General features: G+C 70.2%; 22 protein-coding genes and 1 tRNA gene. 9 read left to right on the top strand and 14 right to left on the bottom strand.

Features of this window, described 5'->3' with window-relative positions; genetic code table 11:
- Window positions 1-8: 8 nt before the first annotated feature.
- Complete coding sequence (locus FN829_RS11405; protein ID WP_142987100.1) at window positions 9-725, bottom strand: class I SAM-dependent methyltransferase; 717 nt, start codon at window positions 723-725, stop codon at window positions 9-11.
- A 245-nt stretch (window positions 726-970) separates the two neighbouring features.
- Here FN829_RS11405 and FN829_RS11400 point away from each other — a divergent pair, with 245 nt between their 5' ends.
- The 4 genes from FN829_RS11400 to FN829_RS11385 all read left to right on the top strand — a co-directional run bounded on the left by FN829_RS11400 (window position 971) and on the right by FN829_RS11385 (window position 3,493).
- On the top strand, window positions 971-1,243 hold the full coding sequence (locus tag FN829_RS11400; RefSeq protein ID WP_142987099.1) for a MarR family transcriptional regulator: 273 nt from the start codon (window positions 971-973) through the stop codon (window positions 1,241-1,243).
- A gap of 71 nt (window positions 1,244-1,314) precedes the next feature.
- Entirely contained in the window at window positions 1,315-2,262 is a 948-nt protein-coding gene (locus tag FN829_RS11395; protein ID WP_142987098.1) for a glycosyltransferase family 2 protein, read from the top strand.
- Between the two features lie 87 nt (window positions 2,263-2,349).
- Window positions 2,350-3,168 carry an imidazole glycerol phosphate synthase subunit HisF gene (gene hisF / locus FN829_RS11390; RefSeq protein WP_142987097.1) on the top strand — a complete coding sequence of 273 codons (819 nt, stop codon included), beginning with the start codon at window positions 2,350-2,352 and terminating at the stop codon, window positions 3,166-3,168.
- Between the two features lie 139 nt (window positions 3,169-3,307).
- Window positions 3,308-3,493 (top strand): DUF7511 domain-containing protein, encoded by a 186-nt coding sequence (locus FN829_RS11385; RefSeq protein ID WP_142987096.1) that lies wholly within the window; start codon window positions 3,308-3,310, stop codon window positions 3,491-3,493.
- Between the two features lie 18 nt (window positions 3,494-3,511).
- On the opposite strand, the gene FN829_RS11380 is transcribed toward FN829_RS11385, so the two are convergent.
- Complete coding sequence (locus FN829_RS11380; protein ID WP_142987095.1) at window positions 3,512-5,158, bottom strand: alpha-amylase family protein; 1,647 nt, start codon at window positions 5,156-5,158, stop codon at window positions 3,512-3,514.
- Window positions 5,159-5,274: 116 nt separating this feature from the next.
- Here FN829_RS11380 and FN829_RS11375 point away from each other — a divergent pair, with 116 nt between their 5' ends.
- A complete protein-coding gene (locus FN829_RS11375; RefSeq protein WP_142987094.1) occupies window positions 5,275-5,586 on the top strand; it encodes a hypothetical protein in 312 nt (103 codons plus the stop codon).
- Between the two features lie 42 nt (window positions 5,587-5,628).
- Here FN829_RS11375 and FN829_RS11370 read toward each other — a convergent pair.
- Window positions 5,629-5,713, bottom strand: a tRNA-Ser gene (locus FN829_RS11370).
- A gap of 165 nt (window positions 5,714-5,878) precedes the next feature.
- Between FN829_RS11370 and FN829_RS11365 the strand changes: the two genes are divergently transcribed.
- The gene (locus FN829_RS11365; protein WP_142987093.1) at window positions 5,879-6,847 is read left to right on the top strand and encodes an AAA family ATPase; all 969 of its coding nucleotides are present in this window, start codon (window positions 5,879-5,881) and stop codon (window positions 6,845-6,847) included.
- A 25-nt stretch (window positions 6,848-6,872) separates the two neighbouring features.
- Here FN829_RS11365 and pyrE read toward each other — a convergent pair whose 3' ends face one another.
- The 9 genes from pyrE to FN829_RS11320 form a co-directional block, all read right to left on the bottom strand.
- Complete coding sequence (gene pyrE / locus FN829_RS11360; RefSeq protein WP_142987092.1) at window positions 6,873-7,418, bottom strand: orotate phosphoribosyltransferase; 546 nt, start codon at window positions 7,416-7,418, stop codon at window positions 6,873-6,875.
- A gap of 103 nt (window positions 7,419-7,521) precedes the next feature.
- On the bottom strand, window positions 7,522-8,487 hold the full coding sequence (gene kdgK1 / locus FN829_RS11355; RefSeq protein WP_185955750.1) for a bifunctional 2-dehydro-3-deoxygluconokinase/2-dehydro-3-deoxygalactonokinase: 966 nt from the start codon (window positions 8,485-8,487) through the stop codon (window positions 7,522-7,524).
- Between the two features lie 110 nt (window positions 8,488-8,597).
- Window positions 8,598-9,131, bottom strand: coding sequence for a DUF7519 family protein (locus FN829_RS11350; protein WP_246066521.1), 534 nt, complete (start codon window positions 9,129-9,131; stop codon window positions 8,598-8,600).
- Window positions 9,128-10,564 (bottom strand): DUF58 domain-containing protein, encoded by a 1,437-nt coding sequence (locus FN829_RS11345; protein ID WP_142987089.1) that lies wholly within the window; start codon window positions 10,562-10,564, stop codon window positions 9,128-9,130. The genes FN829_RS11350 and FN829_RS11345 overlap by 4 nt, the downstream gene beginning before the upstream one ends.
- Complete coding sequence (locus FN829_RS11340; protein ID WP_246066520.1) at window positions 10,561-11,190, bottom strand: DUF7269 family protein; 630 nt, start codon at window positions 11,188-11,190, stop codon at window positions 10,561-10,563. The genes FN829_RS11345 and FN829_RS11340 overlap by 4 nt, the downstream gene beginning before the upstream one ends.
- Complete coding sequence (locus FN829_RS11335) at window positions 11,190-12,143, bottom strand: DUF4129 domain-containing protein (protein WP_142987088.1); 954 nt, start codon at window positions 12,141-12,143, stop codon at window positions 11,190-11,192. Before FN829_RS11335 ends, FN829_RS11340 begins: the two co-directional genes overlap by 1 nt.
- 84 nt (window positions 12,144-12,227) lie before the next feature.
- A complete protein-coding gene (locus tag FN829_RS11330) occupies window positions 12,228-13,274 on the bottom strand; it encodes an MBL fold metallo-hydrolase (RefSeq protein WP_142987087.1) in 1,047 nt (348 codons plus the stop codon).
- A 118-nt stretch (window positions 13,275-13,392) separates the two neighbouring features.
- Window positions 13,393-14,418, bottom strand: coding sequence for a two-component system sensor histidine kinase NtrB (locus FN829_RS11325; RefSeq protein ID WP_142987086.1), 1,026 nt, complete (start codon window positions 14,416-14,418; stop codon window positions 13,393-13,395).
- 176 nt (window positions 14,419-14,594) lie between these two features.
- Entirely contained in the window at window positions 14,595-16,487 is a 1,893-nt protein-coding gene (locus FN829_RS11320; protein WP_142987085.1) for an acetyl-CoA carboxylase biotin carboxylase subunit, read from the bottom strand.
- A gap of 113 nt (window positions 16,488-16,600) precedes the next feature.
- Between FN829_RS11320 and FN829_RS11315 the strand changes: the two genes are divergently transcribed.
- Window positions 16,601-16,825 (top strand): hypothetical protein, encoded by a 225-nt coding sequence (locus tag FN829_RS11315; RefSeq protein WP_142987084.1) that lies wholly within the window; start codon window positions 16,601-16,603, stop codon window positions 16,823-16,825.
- Window positions 16,826-16,870: 45 nt separating this feature from the next.
- On the opposite strand, the gene FN829_RS11310 is transcribed toward FN829_RS11315, so the two are convergent.
- Both FN829_RS11310 and FN829_RS11305 read right to left on the bottom strand, forming a co-directional pair.
- Complete coding sequence (locus FN829_RS11310; RefSeq protein WP_246066519.1) at window positions 16,871-17,185, bottom strand: hypothetical protein; 315 nt, start codon at window positions 17,183-17,185, stop codon at window positions 16,871-16,873.
- A gap of 1 nt (window position 17,186) precedes the next feature.
- Window positions 17,187-18,731, bottom strand: coding sequence for an acyl-CoA carboxylase subunit beta (locus FN829_RS11305; RefSeq protein WP_142987190.1), 1,545 nt, complete (start codon window positions 18,729-18,731; stop codon window positions 17,187-17,189).
- Window positions 18,732-19,070: 339 nt separating this feature from the next.
- On the opposite strand from FN829_RS11305, the gene FN829_RS11300 reads away from it, so the two are divergent.
- Complete coding sequence (locus tag FN829_RS11300) at window positions 19,071-19,709, top strand: 50S ribosomal protein L1 (protein WP_142987083.1); 639 nt, start codon at window positions 19,071-19,073, stop codon at window positions 19,707-19,709.
- The gene (locus FN829_RS11295) at window positions 19,706-20,740 is read left to right on the top strand and encodes a 50S ribosomal protein L10 (RefSeq protein ID WP_142987082.1); all 1,035 of its coding nucleotides are present in this window, start codon (window positions 19,706-19,708) and stop codon (window positions 20,738-20,740) included. The genes FN829_RS11300 and FN829_RS11295 overlap by 4 nt, the downstream gene beginning before the upstream one ends.
- Window positions 20,741-20,755 lie beyond the last annotated feature (15 nt).

The raw sequence follows: 20,755 nt of genomic DNA, 5'->3' as shown, positions 1-20,755 counted from the left end.
CGCGAACCTCACTCGTTTTCGATCCGGGCGTCCCAGTAGGAGACCGTGGCGACGTAGTCGCCGGGGATCGTGTTCCCGACCAGTTCGTCGACGGCCCGGAACGGTCTCGCGACGACGCTCGGAAGCCCGCGGTAGAACCCGTAGGGCAACACGAAGTCGTGTTCCTCGTTCGCGAGAGTCATGCCGGCCGAACCGAGCATGTCGGCGACCTGTCGTTCCGAGTAGAGCCGCGAGCCCATCGGAAGGAGCCACGTGTACAACACGCGGAGACTCCGGGCGTTGAACGTGTCGAAGAACACCTGCTCGCTGCTCACTCGGCGGAGTTCGCGCATGAATTGAAGCGGCTCGTCCATCAGGTGGAAAAAGCGCATCGCGACCACCGAGTCGAAGTGGTCGTCCGGAAACGGCAGTCTCGAGGCGTCCCCACGGAGGAACTCGACGGTGTCCGAGACGCCCGTCTCCGCCGCGTTCTCGCGACCCTGCTCGAGCATCTCCCTGGAGATGTCGAGCCCGACGATGTCCGCCCCCTGGTCCGCGAGCATGGTCGTGAACCGACCGGTGCCGCAGGCGACCTCCAACACCCGGTGGCCGTCGTCGATCGGTCCGAGCGCGGAGAGCACCGCCTCCTTCTCGCGCCGGTCGATGAGGGCTCCGCCGCCCGAAAAGCGGAGATCCTCGTACTCCTCGGCGACCTCGTCGGCCTGATACCAGTCCTGACCCTTCACGTTGTCTCCGGTGGACGCCGAACGACCAAAACCGTACTGGATACGTGCCGTCGGAAATCCGTCTCGACGCCTCGCTCACTCGTGCCGGAGGTGGGTCTCGACGTCCCGACCGCTCCTCCCGGGTGGCGGTCGGCCGACCGCGAGGACGGGCCCGACGACTGTGATATTAATACCTTATATAATAACGATCGTATACCTCCATATGTAGCCAACCTTTACCACCGATCGCGGGTTTCCTCGGACGTATGAGTACCAGTCCCGTGGAGTCAGCCGATCAGGGCCGTCTCACCGAGAGCGAATACCGCGAACGTCTGCGCGAACTGCCTCCGAGCGCCAAACTCGTCGCGAAGGTCCTGGAGGGCGACGCGCCCCTCTCGCAGGGCGGGCTCGCCGAGGAGTCGCTTTTACCCGACCGCACCGTTCGCTACGCGCTCAACCGCCTGGAGGACGAGGAACTCGTCGACTCCCGCTACAGTTTCAAGGACGCTCGCAAGCAGGTCTACTTCCTGACGGTTTAAGCGGAGTCGACCGACCGAACTCGCGTCTCACCACGGAGGCCTTTTTTATCCCCGACCCGATTGACACCCATATGGACCTGTCGGTCGTCGTCCCGACGCTCAACGGTCGGGACCGGTTAGCCGCCTGCCTCGACGCGCTGGCGGCGCACGCGCCCGACACGGAGGTGATCGTCGTCAACGGTCCGTCCGCGGACGGCACCACCGGAATGGTGCGCGACCGCGACGACGTCGACGTGCTCGTCGAGATCTCGGATCGAACCGTCAACGTCGCCAGAAACGCCGGCATCGAAGTGGCGGGCGGCGACGCGGTCGCGTTGGTCGATTACGACAACCGGATCGACGAGTCGTGGCTCGAGGGCGTCCGTGACGGACTCGCCGACGCCGACGTGGTGACCGGACCGATCCGGCCGATCGAGTCCGGAGCAGACGACGACGGAGGCGGCGATCGAGGGGTCGACCGCTCGGACGGTCCGGAGCGCCGCCGGATCGCGGGTCGGTTGGTGACGTACTTCGCGGGGGGGAACGTCGCGTTTCGTCGGGGGACGCTGCGAGACCTCGACGGGTTCGACGAGTACCTCCGGGTCGGCGGCGCGCGGGACGCCGCCCACCGGCTCGCACGGATGGACCGCGAGGTCGCCTGGCGCTCCGAGGTCTCGGTCCGCGAGGAGCCGCCGAGCCCGACCGCGGCCGACGGCGGACGGACCGCCCGCGACTGGGGCTGGAAGTACCGCGCGCTCGCGTACCGACTGGTCAAGAACTACGGGGTTCGACCGACCGCGCTCGCTCGGACGGGCAAGCACGCGGTCACGGACGCCGTGGACGTCGCCCGCGACGTGGTCCGCGGCGAGGCCACGCCCTCGGGGTGGGTCTCGAACGGCCGCGACGTGCTGACCGGGATCCTCTCCGGGGGTTCGGACGGACTCGTCGCTCGGGCGCGCGACCGAAGCCCCGCGCGCAACCCGAACGGCGTCTCGACGCGCGCGGACCGCGCGGTGTCCCGGTACGACGCCCGGGAGTGAATCGGCGACCCCGCCGATGGTGAGGGGGAAACGGCCGACTCCGTCCCCGCGCCTTTTACTTCCCTCGTCGCCAACGGTCGGTAACGAATGGGACTCACGAAGCGGATCATCCCCTGTATCGACGTCGACCTCGACGACGACGGCGACGCCGCCGTCTACACGGGGGTCAACTTCGAGAACCTGGAGTACACCGGCGACCCCGTCGAGCTGGCGAAGAAGTACAACGCCGCGGGCGCCGACGAGTTCGTCTTCCTCGACATCACCGCCAGCGCCGAGGGTCGCGAGACGATGCTCGACGTGGTGAACGCGGTCGCCGACGAGTGTTTCATCCCGCTCACGGTCGGCGGCGGCATCCGGACGAAGGCCGACATCAAGGAGACGCTCCGTGCCGGCGCGGACAAGGTGTCGATCACGACCGGCGCGCTCGAGCGACCCGAACTCATCGAGGAGGGCGCGGCCGCCTTCGGCAGCCAGTGTATCGTCATCTCCGTCGACGCCCGGCGGCGCCACGACGACGCCGGCGAGCACTTCTATCGGGACGACGACGGCGAGGAGGTGTGGTTCGAGTGTACGAAGAAGGGCGGTCGCGAGGGAACCGGGATCGACGCCGTCTCGTGGGCGAAGGAGGCCGAGGAGCGCGGCGCAGGCGAACTGTTCGTCAACTCCATCGACATGGACGGGACGAAGGACGGGTACGACATTCCCCTCATGAAGGCCGTCTGCGACGCCGTCTCGACGCCCGTCATCGCCTCTTCGGGGTGTGGTGGCCCCGAGGACATGTACGAGGTGTTCACCGAGGCGAACGCGGACGCCGGCCTCGCCGCCTCCATCTTCCACTTCGGCGACTACTCCATCGAGGAGACGAAGGAGTACCTCGACGACCGCGGCGTTCCGGTCCGCCTGTAGTCCCGGCCGGCAGCGGCATTGGGGTGGACGTTCGATCAATTCTGACGACCGAACCGGCGTTACGGATGGAATACTTATCACTTTCCGAACGCGAGTCCAGACCGACAACTATTATCCGATGGGCCATGAACGATCATGTATGTCCACGTCACCGATGCGTGTTCGCGGTGAGCGGCCGGAGATCGTCTGCCGACCGGCGGCGGATGGGGAGTCGCCGGACGCCGAGGTGACGTTCTTCGAGGGCGACCGCGACCCAGACGAGCGGACGACGCGGTGGATCACGGTGCGAGCGGACGACTGTATTCCCCGTGAAGAGTGGCGGTAGACGGGTTTATGCGGCGATCTACTGCTTCTCGCCGCGAAGCCAGACGTACTCGTGAGCGCCCAGATCGAGTGTGACCCCGCCGTCGGCGACGCGGTAGTCACCGCCGCCGACGACGCGTTCGGCCGCGTCGGAGTCGACGTCGAACCCGAAGACGGCCTCGCGCGACTCCGCGGCGAAGTTGTGCGCGCACAACAGGACCTCCCCGTCGCGGTCGAACCGGTGAGCCCACACCCCCTTCGGCTCGGCGTCGACGATCCGGAAGTCGCCGCGGGCGATCTCGGGACAGCGGTCGCGGACGCGCGAGAGGTCCCGGATCCGCGAGAGGAGCGAATCGGGGTTCTCGCGCTGGTCGGCGACGTTGACCCGGTCGTACGCGTACTCGCCCTCGTCGACGACGGGGTTGTAACAGTCGTCGGGGTCGGCCGTCGAGAAGCCGCCGTTCGCCGAGTCGTCCCACTGCATCGGCGTGCGGACCGCCTCGCGTTCGGGCAGCGAGAGGTCCGCGCCCATGCCGATCTCGTCGCCCGACTGGAGCGCGACGGAGCCGGGTAACGAAAAGAGCAGGGCGTGAGCCAACGCGATCCGGTCGGGATCGCCGTCGTACAGGTCCGCGAGCCGGAGTCTGTGGCCCCGCTCGAAGATCCACGAGTCGCCTGCGTCGTCGCCGAAGTACTCGCGGGCGTGTTCGAACGCCTCCTCGGGAAGCTTCAGCAGGTTCCACTCGTCGTGGTTCCGCAGGAAGTTCACCCAGGTGCCGACCCCTCCGATATCGGGCAGGATCTCGTGGGCGCGGTAGAGCGGCCACGCGTCCCGCACCCCGACCGCGTACGTGAGGTGGGCGTTCATCACGAAGTTGAACTGGAGGTGGAACGCCTCGCCGTCGCCGAAGTAGTAGTCCAGGTTCTCGGGCTCGTCGTCGGCCTCCGCGAGCAGGACGGCGTCGGACTGCTCGGACTCGACGACCTCGCGCATCCGGGTGAAGAGGTCGATCGGTTCCTCGAGTTCGGTGTCCTCGAGCGTCGTCGCGTTGTGGCCCTTCGGCATGAGCATCGGGTGGGCGGCGTCGATCCGGAAGCCGTCCGCGCCCTGGTCGAGCCAGAAGCGGAGCACGTCGTACAGCTCCTCGCGGACCGCGGGGTTCGCCACGTTGAGATCGGGCTGATGTGAGTAGAACTGATGGAAGTAGTGTTTCTCGGCGACCTCGTCGTACGACCAGACGCCGTCCTCGTACTCCGGGAAGATGTTGCCGCGGTGGTGGGCGTCCTCGAGGTGGCTCGTCCACAGGTAGTAGTCGTGGTACTTCGATTCGGGGTCCTCGCGGGCCCGCCGGAACCACTCGTGGTCGACCGAGGTGTGGTTGAATACGAGGTCGGTGAGAACGCGGATCCCGCGGTCGTGCGCGCGCTCGGCGAACTCGCGGAAGTCCGCGAGCGTCCCGAGCCGCTCGTCGACGCCGTAGTAGTCGGCGACGTCGTACCCGTTGTCCCGCAGCGGGCTCGGGTAGAACGGTCGGATCCAGACGGCATCGACGCCGAATTCGTCGAGGTATCCCAGCCGGTCGATCGCGCCCTGAAAGTCGCCCCACCCGTCGCCGTCGCTGTCGTCGAACGTCTTCACGTCGAAGGAGTAGATGGTCGCGTCCTCGTACCAGTCGGGTTCGCTCATGCGGGCCGCTAGGGCGGCCGGGGGTGTGATTCCTTTCGATCGCCGCGATCCGACCGTCTCCGCGACCCACCTCTCGTCTGACGGGGTTTTTAATCGATGAGCCCCCAGTACCGGTCGTGAGCGTCGTCGTCGCGGTCAAACCGTCCGCCCGAAAGCGCAACGCGAAGGTGGGTCGGATCGTCTTCGAGGACGGTCCCCGGCACGCCTTCGAGAGCCGCGAGGCCGCGGAGCGCTGGGCGGACGATCTCTCCGCGGGCGACGGCCACGTCTGGGTCGCGACCGCACACCCCCGAGACGGTGGCGTCGCCGACCTCTATCTAGTCTCGCGAGCGACGAACGCCAAGCTCGAGGCGGCTTACGACAAGCGCCGGCGTCGGCTCCGCGGGGACGCCGACCCCGAACAGGCGTCGCTCGGAAGTCCGCCGTAACGTCGAGGGACGGGTCTCTCGGTCGAGGGTTCCGCGAGAAAGCGCCGAGGCGGAGATTTGAACTCCGGTGTCCGAATGGACAGTAGATTTCGAATCTACCGCCTTGGCCAGGCTAGGCTACCTCGGCTCGTTCTCCGGTTCGATGCTTCCGATGTTATGGGTTTCGATCGCGGTTCGTCGCCGGAAGTGACCGGGCGACGATCGGGTCGCTCGACGATCGACCTCGCCGGCCGAGACGATCGTCCTCGCCGACCGCGACAACCCTTTTGCCGCCTCTCCCGTTGGCGGTCACATGGACGTCCCCGACGCGGCCGAGGCCTGCTCGCGGGTGATAGACGAGATCGGATCCGCGGTCGTCGCCGACCGCGAGTTCCTCGAGCGCGTCACGCTCGGGATCATCGCCCGCGGGCACGTCCTCTTAGAGGACGTTCCCGGCACCGGAAAGACCCTCTCGGCGCGGTCGTTCGCGACCGCGCTCGGCTTGGAGTTCTCGCGGATCCAGTTCACGCCGGACCTGCTCCCCTCCGACGTGACCGGCACGAACGTCTTCGACGAGCGGGACGGCTCGTTTTCCTTCTCGCCGGGACCGATCTTCGCGAACGTCGTGCTCGCCGACGAGATCAACCGGGCCCCCCCGAAGACGCAGGCCGCCCTGCTGGAGGCGATGGAGGAGGGACAGGTCACCGCTGACGGCGAGACCCACGACCTCCCGGACCCCTTCTACGTCATCGCGACGCAGAACCCCGTCGAGAGCGAGGGGGCGTTCCCGCTGCCCGAGGCGCAGCTCGACCGGTTCATGATCAAGACCTCGCTCGGCTATCCCGACGAGGCCGGCGAGGTGGAGATCCTCCGCCGGCGCGCCGGCCGCACCGACCGGAGTCCGACCGTCGAGCGCGTGCTCGACCCCGCGGACGTGGCCGACCTCCGGGCGGTCCCCGAGACGGTGCGCGTCGACGACGACCTCCTCGCGTACATGGCGTCCATCGTCCACCGGACCCGGGAGGACCGCCGGGTCGAGGTCGGCGTCTCCCCGCGCGGCACCCAGCGGCTCTTCGAGGCCGCCCGCGCGAACGCGACCGTCGCCGGCCGTGACTTTCTCACCCCCGACGACGTGAAACGCGTCGCGGAGCCGACGCTCGCACACCGGCTGGTGTTGACGCCGGACGCGACCGTCAACGACGTGGAGAAGGCCGACGTGATCGCCGACGCGCTCGACCGCGTCGCGGTGCCGACGGTGGAGGCGCCGGAGTCCTCGGCGTGAGGGGCCGCTCGAGTCGGTCGCCGACTCAGGCGTCGCGGTCCGCGAGCAGCTCCGAGGCCGTCAACAGCGACTCCAGCTCCACGTCGTGGTCGGCGAGCAGCTCCGCCGCGCCCTCCTCGCGGTCGACGACGACGAGCACGCGGTTCACGGTCGCGCCCGCCTCGCGGAGCGCCTCGACCGCGTCGACGGCGGACTGGCCGGTCGTCGCGATGTCCTCCAAGACGACGACCTCCTCGCCCGCCTCGAGTCTCCCCTCGATCCGGTTCGCGGTGCCGTACTCCTTGGCCTGTTTGCGCGCGATGACGTACGGCCGGCCGAGCTCCGCGGCGGCCACCGCCACGAGCGGGACCGCGCCGAGCGCGACGCCGGCCAGTTTCGCGTCGGTGTCGGCGAGTCGATCGGCGAACGCGTCGGCGATGAGACCCAGGCACTCCGGGTCGGTCTCGAAGAGGTACTTGTCGACGTAGTAGTCGCTCGTGCCGCCGTGTGAGAGTTCGAACTCGCCGAATCGGACGGCGTCGGCCGCACGAAGCGCCGCGATCAGCTCGTCCCGTCGGTCGTCGTCGGTCATGTTCGATCCGGCTCGCGGAGCGATTATAAACCGGTCGGAACGGCGGGACGGACCGAGTGTCGGCCGCCGCTCGCCGCCCGGTCATCGACCCTTCCCCGACCGGTCACCGATCGATCCCGGCTTCTCCCCCGAGGACGCGGTCGACCTCGTCGGGGGTCACGACCGCGATGTCGCCCCCGACGGTGCGTTTGAGCGCCGCGGTCGCGGCCGCGCGCTCGAGGGCGGCGGGCACGTCGCCCCCGTCGATCCGCTCGGCGAGGTAGCCCGCGACGAACGCGTCGCCGGTGCCGATCGCGTCGAACGTCTCCGCCTCGAAGACGCCCTGCTCGTGGACCGAGCCGTCCCGGAGCGCGACCGCGCCGCCGGTCCCGCGGGTGACGATCACGGACTCGAAGCCGTGTTCGGACGCGAGGCCGTGGGCGATCTCGACCGCGTCGCTCTCGCGGTCGAGCACCTCGCGGGCGTCCCGCTGCGGGACGAACAGCACGTCCACGTCCGCGAACAGCGCCTCGTAGGTCTCCCGCGCGGTCGACGGGTCCCACAGCTTCGCGCGGTAGTTGAGATCGAAGGTCCGCGTCACGCCCGCCTCGCCCGCCGCCCGCAACAGCGCTCGCGTCGTCTCTCGCGTCGTCTCCGAGAGCGCCGGGGTGATCCCCGTGGTGTGGAAGTACGCCGCAGACTCCAGCGCGCCGGTCGGCAGCTCCGACGGCTCGACGGTCGTGACCGCGGCGTCCGCCCGGTCGTAGATCACGTTCGTCCCCCGCGGCTCGCCGCCGTGTTCGAGGTAGTAGGTGCCGACTCGGCTCGAACCTGGCTCCGCCCACGCCACGCCGGTCCGGACGCCGTGGCTCCGGAGCTCGCTCACGATCCGGCGGCCGAGCGGCGAGTCGGGGAGCTTCGAGAACCAGACGGCGTCCGCACCCAGTCGCGCCGCCCCGACCGCGACGTTGCTCTCCGCACCGCCGGCCTGGACGTCGAGGTCGCGGGTCCGCTCCAGCCGCTCGCCGCGCGGCGGGGAGAGCCGGAGCATCGTCTCGCCGAACGTCACGAGGTCCGTCACGCCGACCACCTCGCCGGCGCGGTCGCGTCGGTGTCCATGTCCGCCCGTCGGCCGCGGGGTACAAAAGCGACGCCGATCCCGACTCGCCGCCGGCGAGTCGACGTGTCTCTCTGCCGCGCTCACCGAAACGCCGACGCCAACACGACCCCGCCGAAGAGCAGCAGCGCGAGCGCGGCTATCGGTTGGCCGCCGGCCGCGGTCACGTACGTCCCGTAGACGACGCCGGCCGAGAGCGCGCCGGCGAGCAGGCTCGCTCCGGCGTGGACGGCCACGTTCCGGCGAGTTCGAGCCGATCGGCCGACCTGTCGACCGAGCGAGAGCCCGTGATCGGCGACGTCCCACGCGACCGCGACCGCGACGCCGGCGACGAGAAGCGGCTCGGCTCCCCCGCCGAACCCCGCGGCGAGCGCGATCCCCGCGATCCCCGTCGCGGCCCCCCACGACAGGACGCGAGCGGACCCGAGGAGGGAACCCCCCGCGAACGCGACGGCCGACGCCCCGACGACCGCCCCGCCGGTCGGATCGGCGACGAGCGCGGCGAGCGTCGCGACCGCCGCGGCGACGAGGCTCACGACGACCGCGAGCGTCGGCGGGCGCGCGTCGCGCTCGCGGGTTTGGCTGGATTCGGACCCGCGACTGCCCTTCGCGCTCATCGCGACCACCGCCCGCTCGCGCTCGCGACCGCGGCCGGGAACGACCGATCGCCCCACTCGACGACGCGGATCCCCGCGCCCCGGAGCGTCCGGATCCGCTCGCGTCGCTCGATCGCGGCCAGCTTCCGGCCGGGCGTCGTGCTCGCCGGCGACCGTGACGGCGACACGGTCGGATCCGGCGAGAGGACCGTGACGAGGTGGCCGTACGCGTCCAGTCGCCGGGCGGCGTCGACGGGGACGTCGTCGGCGAGCGGCGTGAAGAACAACACCTGGGCGTCGCCCGGAAGCCGTCGGCGGAACCGACGACGCCACAGGGTGCGATAGAAGCGGTCATCGGCGGGCGTCGGCGCGAGCGCCGGGTCCGTCGCCAGCGTCTCGCGACCGCGGACCGCGTGGTCCGTCCCCGCGCCCGGCGGCAGCCAGCAGTCGCGCGGCCCCATCGTCGCGATCCCGACCCGATCGCCGCCGGCGAGCAGCGCGGTGAAGACGGCTCCGGCGGCCTCGACGCTCGCCTCCACCGCGGTGTCGGCGTCCGGCCGCTCGGCGACGTACGCCTCCTCGCGGGCGTCGACGAGCAGGACGACCGTCGCCGATCGCTCCTCTCGGAGTTCCAGCGTCGCCAGTTCACCGGTCCGGGCCCGCCGGTTCCAGTCGACTCGCTTGAGCGGGTCGCCCCGGCGGTACTCGCGAGTGGCGTGAAACTCGACACCCGAGCCGCCCACGTCCGTCGGCACGCGACCGTGCGAGACCGTGGTCAGCCCCCGAAGCGGGAGGTCACCCCCCGTAGCCAGCTCCGGGGTACACGTCAAACGGGTCGGCGTCTCGAGCTCCGTCAGCCGTTCGCGAGAGCCGGAAGCGTTGCGGACCACCGCCCGCGTCGTTCCCCACTCGTGGACCCCGCGGCTCGCCCGGACGACGTACGAGAACGCCACGCCCGCGCCCGGACGGAGCGCGGTGGCGACCCGCGCGGGGCCGTCGACGACCTCGAGACCGGGCGGCACCCCGTCGACGATCCGAAGGTCGAAACGGGGCGCGTCGCCGACGTTTCGCGCGCGGACCGTGACGGTCACCTCGTCGCCCGGATCCGGCGTCCGGTCGCTCACCTCGCGGTCGAGCGCGAGCGCCGCCTCGCCCGCCTCGCCGAGGCGCGCGTACAGCCCGTATCCGATCGCCGCCGCCCCGGCGACGACCATCGCCGGCTGCCTGAGCGCGACGCCGACACCCACAAGCGCCAGCGCGACGCCGGTGACGCCGACCCATCGCTCCGTGTCGAACGCGTCGAGCGCCCGGCGGTCAGTGGGAGCACTGTTACCGCGGTCGCCGTCGCCGTCGCGCTCGTCATCGCGGTCGCGGTCGTCGTCGCGGCCGTCGACGCGCTCGTCATCGCGGTCGCCGTTACGGCGGTGATCGAGAGCCCGTTCGACCGTCGTCATCGATTCCCTCCGGAACGGTCAGTGGTCGTTTTCCGCTCGTCGACGGCACGCTCGTCGTCGCCAGCCGCTCCGGCGTCGATCCCTGCCGTCGCTCGCTCGAGGGCGTCGACGGCGGCAGTCACCCCGTTCCGGAAGGCCGATCGGCCGGGGAGGCCTCCCAGTATCTGGTCGCGGATCGGGTAGGAGATCGAGCGCGAGAGGAACGCCGCGGCGGTGCGGTCGTCGGTCCACTCTCCCTCCTCGAGGAGTTCCGCAGCCCGTTCGGCCGAGCAGCTCCGCTCGCGGGCGACCGCTCGGATCGCGGCCTCCCGGACCCGCGACCGAACGTCGTCGCGGGCGGTTCGTCCCCACCGCCGTCGGGCGGAGACGGCGCGGGAGACCGTCGCGTCGAAGTCGGCTCCGGGGACCGCCGCCCGCTCCCGCCGCTCCGGTTCGCCGAGGTCCGTCGACCGCCGCTCGCGCCCCCGACGCGCGCTCGCGTATCGAACGCCCTGGAGGACGCCCAGGATCCCGACCAGGGTGACGACGACGAACGAGAGGTCGAGCGCGCCCGCGAGTCCCCGGTCGACGGCGACGAGAAAGCCGACCGCGACCGCCGCGACCCCGACGACCGCGAGCGGACGCATCAGGTCTCACCCCCGTGTTCCTCCTCGATCCGGCGGAGCGCGGCGGCGGCCCGGCGCTCCCGGTCGTCGGTCGGTTCCGCGCCGCCGTACCGGACCCGCTCGAAGACGTCGGTGAGCTCCGAGACGGGCTCCTCGTCGACGCCGGCCTCGACCGCGGCGGCCGCGAACTCGGCCGGCGTCACGGAGGCGGGACGGTCGACCTCGAGCGCCTCGGTCATCTCGCGCCACGCGCGGTATACGTCGTTGTCGCCGGCGTCGCCCTCGATCCGGGCGGCCGCCTCCCCCGCGGTTCGTGCGACCTCGGCGAGGTCCGGATCCGACGACTCCGGGTCCGGCTCCGCGGACGCGCCCTTCCCGGACGTCTCCTCGTCGTCGCCCGCGGCCGTCACGAACACGAGGAGGCTCACGACGATGGCGAGGACGACGACGGCGATGAACACCGCCTCGGGCGTCGAGACGCTCCCGGAGCCGCTCCCGAGACCCGCCCCGCCACCGCCGCCCGCGGGAAACAGTCCGCCCTCCTCGCCCGCCAGTCCGAGATCGAGTTCGCCGACGGTCTCGGGGTCGCGACAGCTCGAGAGCCCGTACCACACCACGACCACGGGAAGCCCGACCGTGCCCGCGACGACGGCCGCGGCGAACCGCGATCCGGTGTCGCGGTAGGCGAACGCCCCGACCGCGAGCAGGAATCCCGCGAGGAGCAACAGCGCCGGCGGCCGGCGCAGGAGGGGGTAGCAGATCGGCGGCAGCGCCAGCACCGTCGGGCCGCCCGGCGTCTCCGAGGGACTGATCTCGCCGGGATCGTCGGTCGGACCGGCACCGCCCTCGAGACCGCCGCTGAACCCGCCGCCCCCGTCGACGGCGACTGCGGAGTCCAACGTCGCTGCCGCGACGCCGAGGGCGACGACCGCGAGGAGGGCGAGGAGGGCGGTCGAGAGGGTCTCCCGCTTCACGACGGTACATGCGCGCTCGCGCGGGAATAGCTTTCGGCGACGGCGGCAACGTCTCGGGTGTGACGGGTGCTCTCGGCGGTCGAGCTATCGATCCGTCGCGTCGAGCGCGGCGGTCGGAAACAGCTCGTCCACGTTCGGGTCCGGATCGACGAGGCGGTAGGCGGTCCCGTCGCGCTCGAGGACGCCCGCGCGCTCCAGGTGGTCGAGGTGTGCGAACGCCTCGCCCGGGCCATGGAGCGTGTGGATCTCCTCGAGGTCGCCGAACAGCGCCGCCGAGACCTCCCACGCGGTGGCCGGTCCGGACTCCAAGACGTCGATCACTCGCCGGGTCCGGTCGCGGTGGTGCTCGAGGATCTCCGCGGCTCGCCGGCTCGGCTCGTCGATCCGTTCGCGGTGGCCCGGGTGCGCGGCATCCCAGTCGCGCTCTACGATCCGGACGAGGCTGTCGGCGTAGGCGGCCAGCGGCTCCTCGACCCGGACGTCCGCCCCGCCGACGTTCGGGGTGTACCGCGGGAGCAGCGCGTCGCCGGTGAACGCCTCCACCGGCGACTCTCCCTCGTCCCCGACGTTCCCGCTCACGGGCTCGTGTCCCGGAACCGTCCGCGGGTCGAACGCGAACGCGCAGAGCCCGGCGGTGTGTCCCGGCAGGTGGACCGTCTCCAGTTTCACGCCGCCGAGGTCGATCGTCTCGCCGTCGGCGATCGGCGTCACCTCGGCGTCGCGGCCGTAGATGTCCGCCCCCTCCGTGTCGAAGAACTCGGTCAGTCGCTCGCGCGCCGCTGCGGGCATCCCCCACCGCTCGAACGTCTCCCGTTGGGCCGTCGGGTTCGTCGCGAAGGGGCGTTCCCGGCCGTCGACGAGCGGCGCGTCCGCTTCGTGGACGTACACCTCGGCGCCACCTTCGGCCTGGATCTCGCCGGCCAGCCCGGCGTGATCGGGGTGCCAGTGGGTGAGGACCACCGCGTCGACGTCGGCGAACTCCACGCCGTGTTCCGACAGGCCCTCCCGCAGTTCCGCGCGCACCGCCGGGACCGCGACGGCGGTGTCGACGAGCGTCGTCCGGCCCGCCTCGATCAGGTAGGCGTCGTTCTCGCCCTCGAAGACGGTGTTCCCGAGCTGTATCCGTTTCACGTCCGTCGATCGACGGGGTCCCCCTTCAGGATTGCTACCGCGGGTGCCATCGCCGGAACCGGACGATCCCCGTTCCCGGAGGCGTCGATGCCACTCACCCCGAACCGGACGATCCGCGTCACCCCGAAGCGTCGACGCCCGTCACCTCGAAGCGCGCACCGCCGTCGGTACTCTCGGTCGCGCGGACCTCCCAGCCGTGCGCCTCGGCGATTCGCTCGACGATGCTCAGGCCGAACCCCGTCCCGTCCTCGGCGGTCGTGTACCCGCTCTCGAAGACCGCCTCGCGGTGTTCCTCGGGGATTCCCGGGCCGTCGTCTTCGAGGTAGAAGCCTTTACCGTCCTCGAGAGCGCCCACGATCACGGTCACCTCGTCGCCGCCGTGTTCTATCGCGTTCCTGATCAGGTTCTCCAAGAGCCCCTCCAGCCGGCTCTCGTCGGCGGCGAACGTCACGTCCCCGTCCGTCCGGAGGGTCGCCTCCTCCGTCGCGACGTTTCGCCAGGCGCGATCGGCGACCGTCGAGAGGTCCACCCGCTCCGCCTCGTTCAACTCGTCGCCGGCGCGCGCCAGCGACAACAGGTCGTCGATGAGCGATCGCATCCGCTCGTGTGCGCTCTCGATCTCGTCGATCTGGGGGGAGTCACACTCCTCTCGAAGGAGTTCGAGCCGCCCACTGGCGACGTTGAGGGGGTTCCGGAGATCGTGTGAGACGATGCTCGCGAACTCGTCGAGCCGCTCGTTCTTCCGCCGGAGCGACTCCTCCCACCGCTTTCGGTCCGTGACGTCACGGATGACGCCGACGCGGTCGATGCCGTCGTCGTCGGGAACCCGGGCGAACCGCATCTCCACGGGGAACGTGTCGCCGTCGGCCGTCTGGAAGTCGTACTCGATCACGCCGACCTCGCGGTCGCCCGCGGCGAGTTCCTCGCGCGCACGCCGCGCCTTCGCCGCGGCCTCCTCGGTGGCCCACTCGTAGATGTGCGTCCCGAGCAGCTCATCGCGGTCCGCCCGCTTCATCTCGGCGTAGCGGTCGTTGACGTACACGATGGTCCCGTCGGGGTCGACGGCGTACACCCCGTCCTCGAGCGATTCGAGGACGGTCTCGTACCGTCGCAGATCCCTATCGCGGCGCGGTCGATCGCTCATGTGACTACCCGGTCCCCACTGTGTCCGCTTGGATCTTAAAGCGATCGTCCGAGCACTTGGACGCGTTCGGGTGGTCGGCTACGCGTTCGGGTGGTCGACTCCGTCGATCGCCCCTCGAATGCGCGCGTAGTCGACTTCGTCCGATCGCCCCGCGGCGCTCGCGACCGACCGGAGTCTCACTCCAGAACGACCAGCACGTCGCCCATGTCGACGCTGTCCCCCTCCGCGACGTGGACGCCCGTGACGGTGCCGCCGCGCTCGGCGACCACGTCGTTCTCCATCTTCATCGCCTCGAGGACGCAGACTACGTCGCCGGCGGCGACCTCGTCGCCCTCGGCCACGTCCACCGAGAGGATCGTCCCCTGCATCTCCGCCTGGATCGCCTCGCCGCCCTCCGCGACGTCGACGCCGCCGGAGTCGCCGTCGTCACCCGCGTCTCTCGCCTGCGGCGGTCGCTGCTGCCGGCCGCCGCCCGCGCCGGAGCCGCCGCCGGAGGTCGGGATCGCGGGCGCGCCGCGCTCCTCGAGGTCGACCTGGAACCGCTTACCGTTCACCTCGACGGTGAACTCCCGTTCGGTCACCTCCTCGCCGTCCTCGTCGTCGCTCGAGGGGCGCGAGGGCTCCGTCCCCCACCGCTCCTGCGCGTCGGCGATCCGGTCGGCATCGACCTCCTCGTCGAGGTACTTCGTCGTGTGCGTGCCCGCAAGGAATCGCTCGTCGGAGAGCATGAGCCGGTGGAACGGGACGATCGTGACGACCCCCTCCAGCTCGTACTCGGCGAGCGCGCGCCGCGAGCGCGCGAGACACTCCTCACGGTCTCTCCCCCACACGATCAGCTTCGCGATCATCGAGTCGTAGTCGGTGACGAGGTCGTCGCCCTGTCGGAGCGCGTCGTCGACGCGGACGCCGATCCCGCCCGGCGGGTCGTAGGTGTCCAGTGACCCCTCGCTGGCGGGCTGGAACCCCTCGGCGGCGTTCTCGGCGTTGATCCGGAACTCGATCGCGTGGCCCGAAAGCTCGACGTCGTCCTGTCCGATCGAGAGGCCCTCGCCGCTCGCGACGCGGAGCTGCTCTTTGACGATGTCTATCCCCGTCAACGCCTCTGTCACGGTGTGTTCGACCTGTATCCGCGTGTTGACCTCAAGGAAGTAGAAGGGCGTCTCGGGGCCGAGCGGATCGTCCGGATCGCGCTCCGGATCCTCCTCGACGAGGAACTCGACGGTCCCGGCGTTGGTGTAGTCGGCGGCGGCGACGCCGCGGCGGGCCGCCTCGCCGATCCGCTCGCGCAACTCGTCGGAGAGCGCGGGGGAGGGACCCTCCTCGATCACCTTCTGGTGGCGGCGCTGGAGGGAGCAGTCGCGCTCGCCGAGGTGGACCACGTCGCTCTCGCCCCCGGGGCCGTCACTCTCGGGACCCGAATCGGCGACGATCTGGACCTCGACGTGCCGCGGCGTCTCGAGGTAGCGCTCGAGGTACACCGAGTCGTTCGAGAAGTACGCCTCGCCCTCGCGTTTGGCCGACTCGAGGGCCTCCTCGGCCTCCTCCGGCGACTCGACGATCTTCATCCCGCGGCCGCCGCCGCCGCCCTCGGCCTTGATCGCGATCGGGTAGCCGTGTTCCTCGCCGAACTCGCGGACGGTCTCCGCGTCGGTGACCGGCTCGGTCGTCCCCGGCACGATCGGCACGTCGGCCTCGGCCATCGCGCGCCGGGCGTGCGTCTTCTCGCCGAGCCGCTCCATCGCGTCGCTCGAGGGGCCGATCCACGTGACCCCGTCGGCCGCCTCGACGCGCGCCGCGAAGTCGGCGTTCTCGGCGAGGAAGCCGTAGCCGGGGTGTATCGCGTCGGCGTCGGCCGCGCGCGCGGCGTCGAGGACCGCCTCGCCGTCGAGGTAGGAGTCGGCCGCGCGCGCCGGCCCGACGTTGTACGCCTCGTCGGCGTAGCGGACGTGGCCGGCGTGTCTGTCCGCGTCGCTGTAGACGGCGACCGTCTCGACGCCCAGTTCCTCGCAGGCGCGCATCACGCGGACGGCGATCTCGCCGCGGTTCGCGACCAGTACCTTGTCGAACATTCCTGTGGGCCCGTTCTCGGAATGTCCACCTCATTCTGTCGGTCCGGGGAGATCGACGGCGACGACGACCCGTCCCGGGACGGTTAAGGGGGACCGAGCCCGGATCGTCGGGTATGATCTCCGCAGGGAATCCCTACGTGTTGCCGTCGGTGCTCGTCGGCGCGGTCGTCTACCTCGGACTCTCGTTTCTCACGGACGTCTCCGTGCTTGTCCGGGTCGCCATCCTCGTCGCCATCGCCGGCATCGTCCCGGTCGTCGTGAACCGGGTCGCGTCGGCGGTTCGTGGCGAGGAGGCGGTCGACCCCGAGGTCGACCCCGCCGTCGACACGGAGGAGTAAGGGAAGGGAGTCGGCTTATCGTCGACCGGGTCGGCCGCCGCGAGTTCAGAACCGGTCGAGCCGGCCGGCGGCCGCCCACGGATCCGATGGGGCCGTCTCGGGGACGCGAGCGCGGCGGCCCCGGACCGACTCCAGCCGCGCGGCGAAGCCCCAGCGGTCGCCGCGCCAGTCGGTCCCTTCCCCCTCCTCGTTCGCGGCCGCGGCGACCTCCCGGTCGCGGAGGTGCGCCGCGACCGCGACCGCGATGGCCGCGGCTTCCTCGTCGTCGGCGTCGTCGGGGATCCGCAGGTCGCCGGCGTCGAACCGGACTGGCGAGGTCGTCCCCGCTTCCGCCTCCCCGGCGGGTGCGTCCGTCGCCATCTCAGATCGGGATGTTGCCGTGTTTCTTGTCGGGCTGGTCCTCGCGTTTGCCCGTCAGCATCTCCAGGTCGTCGATCAGGCGGGCGCGGGTCTCGGTCGGCTCGATCACGTCGTCGACGAAGCCGCGGTCGGCCGCGGTGTAGGGGTTCGCGAACTCCTCGCGGTACTCGTCGATGAGCTCCTGTCTGTGGGCGTCGGTGTCGTCGGCCGCCTCCAGCTCCTCGCGGTAGAGCACGTTCACGGCCCCTTTCGGCCCCATCACCGCGATCTCCGCGGTCGGCCACGCGTAGTTCACGTCGCCGCCGATGTGCTTCGAGGACATCACGCAGTAGGCCCCGCCGTACGCCTTCCGGGTGATAACGGTGAGGAGGGGGACCGTCGCCTCCGAGAAGGCGTACAACAGCTTCGCGCCGTGGCGGATGATCCCGTCATGCTCCTGGTCCGTCCCGGGCATGAAGCCGGGCACGTCCTCGAAGGTGAGGATGGGGACGTTGAAGGCGTCACAGAAGCGGACGAACCGCGCGGCCTTCTGGCTCGACTCGATGTCGAGCGTGCCGGCGTTGACCCGCGGGTTGTTGGCGACGATCCCGATCGAACGGCCGTCGAGGCGGGCGAAGCCGACGACGACGTTCTTCGCGAAGTTCTCCTGAACCTCGAAGAAGGAGCCCTCGTCGGCGACCCGCTCGATGACCTCCTTCATGTCGTAGGGCTTCCGAGGGGCGTCGGGGACGACGTGGGTGAGCTCCTCGTCGGCGCGCTCGGGGTCGTCCCACGGCTCGACGCGCGGCGGGTCCTCGACGTTGTTCTGCGGGAGGTACGAGAGCAATCGGGCGATGTCGTCGAGGGCGTCCTCCTCGCTCTCCTCGGCGAAGTGGGCGACGCCCGAGGTCGAGGTGTGGGTGACCGCGCCGCCGAGCTCCTCGAAGCTCACCTCCTCGCCGGTGACCGTCTCGATCACGTCCGGCCCGGTGATGAACATGTGGGAGGTGTCCTTCACCATGAAGGTGAAGTCGGTGATGGCCGGCGAGTACACCGCGCCGCCGGCACAGGGCCCCATGATCGCCGATATCTGCGGGATCACGCCCGACGCCTCCGTGTTGCGCCGGAAGACCTCGGCGAAGCCGCCGAGCGAGGCGACGCCCTCCTGGATCCGCGCGCCCGCGGAGTCGTTGAGGCCGATCACGGGCGCGCCCACGTCCATCGCCTTGTCCATCACCTTACACACCTTCTCGGCGAACACCTCGCCGAGCGAGCCGCCGAAGACGGTGAAGTCGTGTGCGAACACGAACGTCTTGCGGCCGTTCACCTCGCCGTACCCCGTCACTACGCCGTCGCCGGGGATCCGACGTTCCTCCATTCCGAAGGTGTGGTTCCGGTGGGTGCGGAAGCGGTCGAACTCGTGGAACGTGCCGTCGTCGAGGAAGTACTCGATCCGCTCGCGGGCGGTCATTTTCCCCTTCTCGTGTTGGGAGGCGATCCGCTCGTCGCCGCCGCCCTTCGCGGCTCGTTCGCGGCGCTCGCGGAGGTCCTCGATCCGATCGTCCATCGTCACGCTGGACCACCCTGAGTCATTGCGTTACGGGTCGGTAAGCGCCGTCAAAAGGGTTCCCCTACACGACGACATTCGGGTTCGACGCACGTCGTACACGTGGCGGTCGTCCCTCGCGTCGCCAACGGGGCCGCACCGACCTCCCCCTACCGGGGCCGAGTCGACCTCCCCCTGCCGGGACCGCGTCGACGTTCCGCCGCCACGGGGCCTGTCGCCGGTTCACACGGGGACGGGTGCTTCGACGGTTTTAAGCGTCCGATGGGCCACTCTCCGATGAGACAGGCTTCGCCTGTTTCACTGACCCGTAGGAGCGACCTGCGTACTACGGAGGTGAAAATGGCAGACACAATACAAGAGGCCGTGACCCTCGCACTCGATGAGGCCCCCGAGCGGAACTTCCGCGAGACGGTGGACCTCGCCATCAACCTGCGAGACCTCGACCTCAACGATCCGTCGAATCGCGTCGACGAGTCCGTCGTGCTGCCGGCTGGAACTGGACAGGAGACACGCATCGTCGTCTTCGCGGAGGGCGAAACCGCCGTCCGCGCCGCCGAAGTCGCCGACGAGGTCCTCGACGGCGAGGACCTCGCCGACCTCGGAGACGACGACGACCGCGCGAAGGACCTGGCCGACGAGACCGACTTCTTCGTCGCGGAGGCCAACCTGATGCAGGACATCGGTCGGTACCTCGGTACCGTCCTCGGTCCGCGCGGCAAGATGCCGACTCCCCTACAGCCGGACGACGACGTCGTCGAGACAGTAAACCGGATGAAGAACACGGTCCAGCTCCGATCGCGTGATCGGCGCACCTTCCACACCCGCGTGGGTGCGGAGGACATGGACTCCGAGGACATCTCGAGCAACATCGACGTCATCATCCGTCGGCTCGAGGCCGACCTCGAGAAGGGCCCGCTCAACATCGACGGGATCTACGTGAAGACCACGATGGGTCCCGCGAAGGAGGTGCCCGTATGAGCTCCGCCCGCAAGACCGAGACGATCCCGCAGTGGAAGCAGGACGAAGTCGACGAGCTCGTCGAGTTCATCGACTCGTTCAACTCCGTCGGGATCGTCGGCGTCGCCGGCATCCCGAGCCGCCAGCTCCAGGCCATGCGCCGCGAGCTTCACGGCTCCGCGGACGTCCGGATGAGCCGCAACACGCTCACGGTCCGCGCGCTGGAGGAGGTCGACGAGGGCGTCGAGGAGCTGACCGGGTACGTCTCCGGTCAGGTCGCGCTCATCGGCACCAACGACAATCCCTTCGGGCTCTACAAGCAGCTCGAGGCCTCGAAAACGCCGGCCCCGATCAACGCGGGCGAGGTCGCCCCGAACGACGTCGTCATCCCCGAGGGTGACACCGGCGTCGATCCGGGACCGTTCGTCGGCGAGTTACAGACCGTGGGCGCGTCCGCACGAATCATGGACGGGTCGATCAAGGTGACCGAGGACTCGAAGGTCCTCGAGGAGGGCGAGGTCGTCGACGACGACCTCGCGAACGTCCTGACCGAGCTCGGCATCGAGCCGAAGGAGGTCGGGCTCGACCTGAAGGGCGTCTACTCCGAGGGCGTCCTCTTCGAGCCGGACGAGCTCGCGATCGACGTGGACGAGTACCGCGCGGACGTCCAGTCCGCCGCGGCCGCCGCGCGCAACCTCTCGGTCAACGCTGCCTACCCGACGGCCGCCACCGCCGGCACCCTTCTCGCGAAGGCGTCCGGCGAGGCGAAGTCGGTCGGGCTGTTCGCGGAGATCGAGAGCCCGGACGTCGTGCCCGACCTCATCGGGAAGGCCGACGCCCAGCTCCGCGCGCTCGCCGCGCAGATCGACGACGAGGAGGCGCTCCCCGAGGAGCTACAGGGCGTCGAAGCCGCCCCGGCTCCCGAGACGGACGACGCCGACGAGGAAGAACAGGTCGACGAAGAAACGGAAGACGCCGAGGAATCCACCGACGACGACGCCGACGACGACGGCGACGACGGCGGCGAGGGACTCGGCGCGATGTTCGGATAACACGAGGTTACACCA

The organism is Halorubrum cibi (genome assembly GCF_900182635.1).
Classification (GTDB): domain Archaea; phylum Halobacteriota; class Halobacteria; order Halobacteriales; family Haloferacaceae; genus Halorubrum; species Halorubrum cibi.
The sequence above is the reverse complement of the archived record's forward strand: the minus strand, read 5'-3'. Positions and strand labels throughout refer to the sequence as shown.